Raw genomic sequence first — 9046 nt, 5'->3', positions numbered from 1 at the left:
AGTGAACAACTCAAACAGTCTAGTAACGATAGCGAAGAGGTCACACCCGTTCCCATACCGAACACGGAAGTTAAGCTCTTCAGCGCCGATGGTAGTTGGGGGTTTCCCCCTGTGAGAGTAGGACGTTGCTAGGCTTTAAATTTTTTAACAAATTACATGGTCCCGTGGTGTAGCGGTTAACATGCCTGCCTGTCACGCAGGAGATCGCGGGTTCGATTCCCGTCGGGACCGCCATATTTTAACATTCCAAACGATTTCACCGCTCTGGTGAGATCGTTTTTTAGTTTACCTAGACTTACATCTACTTAGCTTTTGTTTTTACTTGTTTTTCTGTACACTAGTAGTATGGATTTGAAAAGAAAGGTGCGTTGACCGTGTGGAAAAAGGATATAGGCTCTTTAGAAGAGATGGAAAGCTTGGCCGCTACACTAGGTAGTTACTTACAACCGCCTGATGTACTTACACTTGAAGGTGACTTAGGTGCAGGTAAGACAACATTTGTGCAAGCATTAGCGAAATCTCTTGGTGTTAAGCGAATCGTAAGCAGTCCGACGTTTACAATTATTAAGCAATATGAAGGGAATTACCCCCTTAATCATCTAGATGTGTATCGTTTAGCCAATAGTGAAGAAGATTTAGGATGGGACGAGTTGTTTTATGGGGATGCAATTTCGGTAATTGAATGGGCACAGTTTATTGAGGAAGAATTGCCTGAACAACGACTGAATATTGTCATTCATCATACAGGAGAAACGACTCGTACTGTTGAATTGACGCCAAGAGGCGAACGATTTACACGAATTTGTGAGGAGATATTTACATGATATGGTTAGGTATTGATACAGCGAACTCGCCTTTGTCCGTAGCGATTGTTAAAGATGATGTGTTATTGATTGAAGAGTCGAGCATGATGAAAGTTAACCACTCTTTGCGTGCGATGCCAGCTGTTGAAGAAGCATGCCGTAAAGCGTCTATCATGCCATATGAAATTGATGCAATTGCAGTTTCGGAAGGTCCTGGTTCATATACAGGTGTGCGCATTGGTGTAACGATTGCGAAGACGCTTGCTTGGACGCTAGATAAGCCGTTATATGGGGTATCTAGTCTTAAGTCGCTAGCGATGAATGGACAGTTTTTCTATGGCTTAATTTGCCCGCTCATCGACGCTAGAAGATCCAATGTATATTCTGCTGTTTATCGTGCAACGTCAGGCGATTTGGCGGCTGTAATGGAAGATCAGCACTGCGCGCTTGAGGAGCTTTTGGAGAAGTTAAAAAAGCTAGCAGAGCCAGTGTTATTTGTTGGAGAAGATGTGAAGTTGCATGAATCCGTCATTCGCGAGAATTTAGGTGATCAAGTGCTGTTTGCTTCATTCGCGATGAATGTACCACGGGCTTCTTCAGCTATTGCATTGGCACAACTTGCGGAACAAGCAGAAAAAGTGCACACTTTTACTCCGCAATATAAGCGTATTACTGAGGCTGAAGCGAACTTGGTGAAAAAGGAGTCTGCTCATGAGTAATGATGTATTGTTTCGGAAAATGACAAAAGCTGATATTGCGGCGGTGGCGGAGATTGAACGAGAATCGTTTGCGACACCATGGACAGATGAGATTTTTGAGCATGAGCTATCGGGTAATGCCTATTCTCATTATATTGTTGGGGAACTGAATGGAGAAATTATCGGTCATTGTGGTATGTGGATTGTGCTCGATGAATGTCATATTACAAATGTGGCTGTGCGGCAGTCTCTGCGCGGGAAAGGCTTTGGTGAGGATCTCATGCGTCAGGCCATGGAGTTGTGCCGACTGAATGAAGTGAAGACGATGACATTGGAAGTGCGTGTCAGTAATGAACCTGCACGGACGTTGTATCGTAAACTTGGTTTTCAAGAAGGCGGCATCAGGAAAAACTATTATACAGACGACCATGAAGATGGCCTCGTCATGTGGGTGGAATTCTAATGAACAAAGACCATTATATTTTAGGTATTGAAACGAGTTGTGATGAAACAGCTGCTTCTGTAGTGAAGAATGGTACGGAAATTGTTTCTTCTATTGTATCTTCACAAATCCAACAACAGAAACTATTTGGTGGTGTGGTACCAGAAATTGCTTCTCGATTGCATGTGGAACAGATTACACTTGTTATAGAAGAAGCATTGCGTGAAGCTAAACTATTGCCAAGTGATTTGGAGGCAGTGGCTGTAACGGAAGGTCCTGGATTAGTTGGGGCTTTATTAATTGGTATCAATGCGGCAAAAGCTTTTGCATTTGCTAATCAGTTGCCACTCATCGGCGTACATCATATTGCAGGACACGTCTATGCTAATCAGTTGATTCATGAGATGGAGTTTCCACTACTTGCGCTAATTGTTTCGGGTGGACATACGGAACTTGTCGTCATGAAATCGCATGGTTGCTTCGAATTAATAGGAGAAACGCGTGATGATGCAGCAGGTGAAGCATATGATAAAGTAGCGCGCGTATTGGGACTACCTTATCCGGGCGGACCGCAAGTTGATCGTTTAGCTTTAGCGAGTGAGCAAAGTGTCGACTTTCCTCGCGCTTGGCTGGAAGCAGATTCGTATGATTTTAGCTTCAGTGGATTGAAATCATCGGTCATAAACTATAAGCATAACGTTGAGCAAAAGGGCGGTCACATTGTTCCTGAACACGTTGCAGCAGGCTTCCAGCAAAGTGTTGTGGATGTATTGACGGTGAAAACAGTGAGAGCTGCGAAACAATATGCTGTGAAGCAAGTGATAGCAGCAGGGGGCGTCGCAGCAAATCAAGGGTTGCGTAATTCGTTAACTGCGGCGTTTGAAAAAGAAGACATTCCTTTTTATGTGCCACCTATTTCGTTATGCACAGACAATGCGGCAATGATCGCAGCGGCAGGTTATGAAATGTGGAAAAGTGGAGTACGTGGCGATTCTACGATGAATGGGCGACCTGGAATGCAGTTACGTTCTTGGAATGAATGAGGTTACACACAATTTGCTAATTTTCTGCAAATTGTGTGTTTTTTTATTAGGTACTATTTAATTTGTCAATAGGGAACATTCGTACTTATGCACAATTTGTGGATAGTATGTGGGTAAGTATTGAAAGTTGTGAATGTAAAACGCATACATTTTGGATAACTATGTGTACTACTTATGAGATAAATGTGGATAATGTTCATAACTATGTGCATATGTGTTTAAATGGGGATTTATACTGTGGAAAAGATTGTGGAGAAAAGAATTGGAATTCGCATAAAGTTTTTAAGGAAATGGTGTAGTTTGTCGAATTATAGGAGAATATAGAACAGTCGACGACTTATTATGTCATAAATATCTAGATCTATACATGAAAAAACGGACTTCTATTAGAATGTCCGTTTAGTTTGGGGATAAAAGAATGGGAGAGTGGAATGTATACTGTTTCGTTGCGTTTCAGATGAATCAGTCACTTATACTTACTATGAAATCTCAAAGTACTTGTATTCCGCCTATAGGATTGAAGCTCAAGCTACGCCCTCGGGTACGTTACTTTTTCTGTAGCGAGAGCCATAGCGCAGAACGACTTTTGCGTACATTGGCGTAGCGTTAATAGCACATCCTGGCCGTAAACCCCCGATTGTACATTAACTATCGATCATAAATTCTCCAGTTCATCCTGTAGTATGAGCCATTCTTCCGACTGCTCGTCGTAAGTTGCTTGTATCTGGTCAATGCGGTGTTGGATGTCCATAAGCTCGACGTGGTCGTTGGCTAGGTCTGGATCGAGTAGCTTCGCCTGTAATGACTCTATTTCTTCATCGAATGTTTCGAGTGTTTTCTCGATGTCAGCAATCGCCCGTGTCAGTCGTCGTTCTTGGCGCTGTTGTTCTTTACTAGCCATTTCTTTCTTAACGACAGGCTCTTTTGCGCGTTGCTCAATCTTTGTGGCGGCTGCGATTTCCTCCAACTCAGTTTTCTTCTCGATGTAGTAATCATAGTCGCCTAAGTATTCTATAGCGCTGTTATCACTCATTTCGATCACTTTTGTCGCTAAGCGGTTGATGAAGTAGCGGTCGTGTGAGACGAAAAGAATCGTACCGGGGAAGTCGTCTAGCGCATTTTCTAAAATTTCCTTGCTGTCGAGATCCAAGTGGTTTGTGGGCTCGTCCAAAATAAGTGTATTGGCTTTTTCAAGCATGAGCTGAGCCAATGAAAGCCGTGCTTTTTCTCCACCTGATAATGACGATACGAGCTTTTCGATGTCATCACCTGTAAAGAGGAAGCGTCCAAGTAAGGATCGGACATCTTTTTCATTCATCATTGGCCAGTCGTCCCAGATTTCCTGTAAGACGGTACCGGATCCAATCAAGGTCGCTTGATTCTGATCATAGTAGCCAAATTGCACGTTCGTACCGTAGCGAATGTCGCCACCCATTAATTCATTACGCTTAACGATGGTTTTCAACAATGTCGATTTACCTACACCATTCGGTCCGACAAATGCCACGCGGTCGCCTTTATAGATGCGTAATGAAATGTTCTTAGAAACAGGCTCCGAGCCATAGCCGATTTTCACATCGTCCAAGGATAATACGTCATTGCCACTCGGTCGATCGAGTGAAAATGAAAAGTTTGCGGATTTTTCATCACCTTCAGGAGAGTCCATCCACTCGCGACGCTCGAGTTGCTTACGTCGGCTCTTAGCCATTTTCGAAGTGGAAGCACGCGCGATATTTTTCTGAATAAACTCTTCTAGTTTTGCACGCTCGTCCTTCTCGGATTCAAAAAGCTTTTGATCACGCTCGTAATTTTTTGCTTTTTCATCCAAATAGGCACTGTAGTTACCGCTATACTTAGCTACTTTCCGACGAGACACTTCATAGACAGTCGTGACGACCTTATCAAGGAAATAACGGTCATGAGAGACAATCAAAATTGCACCTTCATAGCCTGATAAATAGCGTTCAAGCCAGTTCAATGTCTCGATGTCTAAGTGGTTCGTCGGTTCATCAAGTATTAATAGATCGGGCTTGCTCAGTAACATCCTAGCGAGCGCCAATCGTGTCTTCTGACCGCCTGATAGTAAATCCACAGGCTTCTCAAAGTCTTCTGGATAAAAACGCATGCCGTGAAGTACAGAACGAGCATCGGCTTCGAATTGATAGCCTCCAGATTCTTTAAACGCTATCTGTAGTTCATCATATTCCGTCATCACACGTGCGTAGCGATCTGCGTTTTCATAAACTGTTGGTTCAGCCATTTCGTGCTCAAGCGTACGCAAACGTTGTTCCATTTGTTTAAGCGGTGCAAAGACGGTCATGACTTCATCCCAAATTGTTAAATCCGAATCAATTCCGCTATGCTGTTCCAAATAACCGAGACGTATATCTTTTGGGATAATAATATCGCCTTCGTCTGCGGATAACTCTCCAGCTATTATTTTTAATAATGTCGATTTTCCGGCACCATTTCGTCCAACAAGTGCTACACGATCACGATGCTGCACTTCGAGTCGGACATTTTCTAGTAGATTCGTGCCCGAAAAAGACTTAGTCAGTCCATTTACTTGTAAAATAATCAAGCCTCACACCTCTATTCTCTTCTAAGTTTAATGGAAGGAGGGGCACCATGCAATAATCGACTTTACAATGGGGGCGTTCTACTGTACGATAAAAGCGGCTATACCCTTGTATAGGGGTAGGTTATTGAAGTAGCAATGGAGGTAGGGACGGCTTTGGATAAACCTAGAATCCCGCAGGCAACGTCAAAACGGTTGCCTTTATATTATAGATTTTTACGAAAATATTCAGATGCAGGTGTACAACGAATTTCATCGAGCGAATTAAGTGAATCGATGAAAATTGACGCGGCAACGATACGCAGAGACTTTTCGCATTTTGGTGCTCTCGGTCGCAAGGGGTATGGCTATGATGTCGATACCTTGTTGCAATTTTTCCGCCAGACACTTGATCAGGATGAGGCAACAAACGTCGCATTGATCGGTGTTGGTAGTCTTGGTAAAGCATTTATGAAATACAATTTCCAAAAAATTCATAATACGAAAATTGTCGTAGCATTCGATCCGAAAGCACCGTATGAAGGCGAAAATATGAGTGATATTCCAATTTATCCACCTGATCGACTGGAAGAAAAGATTTCAGAACACGGTGTTGAAATGGTGATTTTGACGGTACCTCAACGAGTGGCACAAGAACTAACCGATCGCTTGGCAGAAACAGGCGTCAAGGGTATCTTAAACTTCACACCTATGCGGCTTGCAGTGCCACCGACGATTCGGATTCAAAGTATCGATCTTTCTGGTGAGTTGCTGACGTTAATTTATCTCATTAAAAATGACGTAAAAGATTCACAAATAAAGTGACCTGGCAATAGTAAATGTATAGGTTTTCATGTAGAATAGACATATTATGAGGAGGTGGCCAACATGGCTCCAGGCATCGGAAGTTTGCTAATTATTGCTGTGATTGCATTGCTAATATTTGGTCCTAAAAAGTTACCCGAAATTGGTAAAGCATTCGGTTCTTCATTGCGTGAGTTTAAAAACGCAACAAAAGGCCTCGTGGATGACGATGAGGTAAAAAAGGTTGAAGACAAGAAAGAAGAAGTGCGCTAAGTTAGGATGTTACTCTGATGGCAGATAAAAACTTAACGATCATTGAACATATAGATGAAGTTCGAAAACGGCTGATGGTAATCGTCGTTTTCTTTATTGTTGGAGTGATCGGTAGCTTCTTCCTTGCGAAGCCGCTGATCAATTTTATCCAGTATGATACACCAGCTGAGCAAATTGTATTGAACGCATTTAAAGTAGTAGATCCAGTCGTAATTTATTTGAAAGTTATTGTGTTCCTTGCGATTGTTATCATTTCACCGGTTATCATGTATCAATTTTGGGCATTCATTTCACCGGGTCTCCGTGATCTGGAACGAAAAGTGACACTGTCGTATATCCCATTTGCATTTTTATTGTTTTTGGCGGGAATTAGCTTTTCGTACTTTGTATTGTTACCATACGTCATGAAATTCATGATCAACTTGTCAGGCCAATTAAACATTGAGCAGACAATCGGTATCAATGAGTACTTTTCATTCCTATTCTCGTTACTGTTACCGTTCGGCTTTGTCTTTCAGTTGCCGATCGTCATATTATTCTTATCTCGTCTAGGCGTGCTGGAACCGAAAGTGCTCGTGAAGGTGCGTAAAATCGCATACTTCTGTCTGTTCGTGTTAGCGGCGTTCATTACCCCTCCGGACATCGTATCGCATTTATTCACCACGGTTCCGTTATTTATCCTATATGAAGTTAGTATCGTGATTTCTCGTCTAGGGTATCGGAAGTTTGAAAAAGCCGAGCGTCTGCGTCTACTGGAAGAAGCAAAAGCAGAGCAACAGCGTCAAATTGATGAAGTGATGAATTCAACCGATGAAAAATAAGTAGTATTGAATCCTCTTGCCTATGCAGGAGGATTTTTTTGCGGTTCTTTTGCATGTTCCTCTATGGTAAACTAGCAATGAATAGAAGAGTGAGAGGAAATGAATTCAAGTGAAAACAAAAAAGACTCCAGCGAGATGGAGCAAATGGTTACTAGGTGTAGTTTTAGTCATGGCAAGTATTGCGACTCCTGTTACAGGAGGTCAAGCAGCGGCTTCCGTTCAGTCGTATAAAGCATTGGAAGTAGGTATCAATCAAGTAATCACGAGCCAGCGCATGCGCGGCACGAGAAGTAGTGTAGTTGTACGTGATGCTCATACGAATCGGGTGGTTTATGAATACCGTGGTGATCAAGGTGTGACGCCGGCTTCCAACGTCAAAGTATTAACAGCAACGACGGCTCTCGAAGTGCTAGGCAAAGATTACACATTTCACACTGATGTGCTAACGAATGGAACAGTACATAATGGGATCCTAAACGGTCATTTATATTTACGTGGCACGGGAGATCCAACATTACTCGAAACTGACTTACAGGGATTGACAAAACAACTGCGTGACGCAGGGATCCGTTCTGTGACAGGTCATATCGTGGCGGATGATACTTGGTTCGACACACAACGCCTATCTCCAGGGATTTATAAATCAGATGAAACACACTATTACGCGGCACAAATCACGGCACTGACACTTTCGCCGAACAAAGATTATGACGCAGGTACAACGATTGTTACCGCAAAACCAACGAAAAATGGTAAACCGGCTGCGGTTACGTTAACTCCGCATACGAACATCGTTAATGTAATCAACCGCACACGTACGGTACCCAAAAACAAAGCGAATACAGTAACAATGAGTCGTCAGTACGGAACGAATAACATCATTGTGTCTGGAAACATTCCTGTGAACGCAAGTAGCAAGCGCCAATGGGTAACTGTAGCGAATCCAACAGCGTATACAGCAGACGTATTTAAGTTAGCATTAGCTAAACAAGGCGTCAAATTGACTAAAGAGGCTAGAGTGACACGAGGTAAAACACCAGCAAATGCAACAATGCTTGCATCAAAAGAATCGATGTCATTATATTATTTAATGATGCCATTTATGAAATATAGCAATAACGCACACGCAGAAATCTTGGCAAAATCGATGGGTCGTGCTATCTACAATGAAGGAAGTTGGAATGCAGGCCTGCGTGTCGTACGCGAAACACTTGAAAAAGACGGCATCAACACAAAAGGCATTTATTTAGAAGATGGTTCGGGCATGTCACATAAAAACAAGATCCCATCCGTGAGGCTTTCTGAAGTATTGTTCGCTGCCCAGACGAAGGATTGGTATCATGCATTCAAACGTTCCCTTCCAGTGGCCGGGATCAATGATCGCATGCTTGGCGGTACCTTACGCAATCGTTTAACAAGTCCACTCGTTAAAGGGAAGGTTTTTGCAAAGACAGGAACGTTAAACCGTACGGATTCTTTATCCGGCTATGTGAAAACGAAAAGTGGACAAGACCTAATCTTCAGTATCTTAACTGAAAACGTAAATGGTTCTGCAAGACCTGATATTGATAAAATAGTACAGGTTATAGCAGCGCAATAAAGTAG

The 9046-nt window shown here is 42.6% G+C and carries 9 protein-coding genes, 1 tRNA gene and 1 rRNA gene; 10 read left to right on the top strand and 1 reads right to left on the bottom strand.

Going from position 1 to position 9046, the window contains the following annotated elements; genetic code table 11:
- Positions 1-18 precede the first annotated feature (18 nt).
- The 6 genes from rrf (at position 19) to tsaD (ending at position 2986) form a co-directional block, all read left to right on the top strand.
- Positions 19-134 (top strand): 5S ribosomal RNA (gene rrf / locus CSV79_RS13435).
- 24 nt (positions 135-158) lie between these two features.
- A tRNA-Asp gene (locus tag CSV79_RS13430) sits at positions 159-234 on the top strand.
- Positions 235-407: 173 nt separating this feature from the next.
- Entirely contained in the window at positions 408-824 is a 417-nt protein-coding gene (gene tsaE / locus CSV79_RS13425; protein ID WP_099689576.1) for a tRNA (adenosine(37)-N6)-threonylcarbamoyltransferase complex ATPase subunit type 1 TsaE, read from the top strand.
- Positions 821-1522 carry a tRNA (adenosine(37)-N6)-threonylcarbamoyltransferase complex dimerization subunit type 1 TsaB gene (gene tsaB / locus CSV79_RS13420; RefSeq protein WP_099689573.1) on the top strand — a complete coding sequence of 234 codons (702 nt, stop codon included), beginning with the start codon at positions 821-823 and terminating at the stop codon, positions 1520-1522. Before tsaE ends, tsaB begins: the two co-directional genes overlap by 4 nt.
- Positions 1515-1964, top strand: a complete 450-nt coding sequence (rimI, locus tag CSV79_RS13415) for a ribosomal protein S18-alanine N-acetyltransferase (protein ID WP_099689572.1) — start codon at positions 1515-1517, stop codon at positions 1962-1964. Before tsaB ends, rimI begins: the two co-directional genes overlap by 8 nt.
- On the top strand, positions 1964-2986 hold the full coding sequence (tsaD, locus tag CSV79_RS13410; protein ID WP_099689571.1) for a tRNA (adenosine(37)-N6)-threonylcarbamoyltransferase complex transferase subunit TsaD: 1023 nt from the start codon (positions 1964-1966) through the stop codon (positions 2984-2986). The genes rimI and tsaD overlap by 1 nt, the downstream gene beginning before the upstream one ends.
- A gap of 655 nt (positions 2987-3641) precedes the next feature.
- Here the strand turns inward: tsaD and CSV79_RS13405 are convergent.
- Entirely contained in the window at positions 3642-5567 is a 1926-nt protein-coding gene (locus tag CSV79_RS13405) for an ABC-F family ATP-binding cassette domain-containing protein (RefSeq protein WP_099689570.1), read from the bottom strand.
- Between the two features lie 153 nt (positions 5568-5720).
- Between CSV79_RS13405 and CSV79_RS13400 the strand changes: the two genes are divergently transcribed.
- The 4 genes from CSV79_RS13400 (at position 5721) to dacB (ending at position 9041) form a co-directional block, all read left to right on the top strand.
- Positions 5721-6368, top strand: a complete 648-nt coding sequence (locus CSV79_RS13400; RefSeq protein ID WP_233201456.1) for a redox-sensing transcriptional repressor Rex — start codon at positions 5721-5723, stop codon at positions 6366-6368.
- A gap of 63 nt (positions 6369-6431) precedes the next feature.
- Entirely contained in the window at positions 6432-6620 is a 189-nt protein-coding gene (locus tag CSV79_RS13395; protein WP_099689568.1) for a twin-arginine translocase TatA/TatE family subunit, read from the top strand.
- A 17-nt stretch (positions 6621-6637) separates the two neighbouring features.
- Complete coding sequence (tatC, locus tag CSV79_RS13390; RefSeq protein ID WP_099689567.1) at positions 6638-7441, top strand: twin-arginine translocase subunit TatC; 804 nt, start codon at positions 6638-6640, stop codon at positions 7439-7441.
- A gap of 109 nt (positions 7442-7550) precedes the next feature.
- Positions 7551-9041 (top strand): D-alanyl-D-alanine carboxypeptidase/D-alanyl-D-alanine endopeptidase, encoded by a 1491-nt coding sequence (dacB, locus tag CSV79_RS13385; RefSeq protein WP_099689566.1) that lies wholly within the window; start codon positions 7551-7553, stop codon positions 9039-9041.
- The last annotated feature ends 5 nt before the right edge of the window (positions 9042-9046 follow it).

This window comes from Sporosarcina sp. P13 (genome assembly GCF_002743055.1).
GTDB lineage: Bacteria > Bacillota > Bacilli > Bacillales_A > Planococcaceae > Sporosarcina.
Note: the sequence above shows the minus strand (reverse complement) of the source record. Positions and strands in the feature narration are given on the sequence as shown.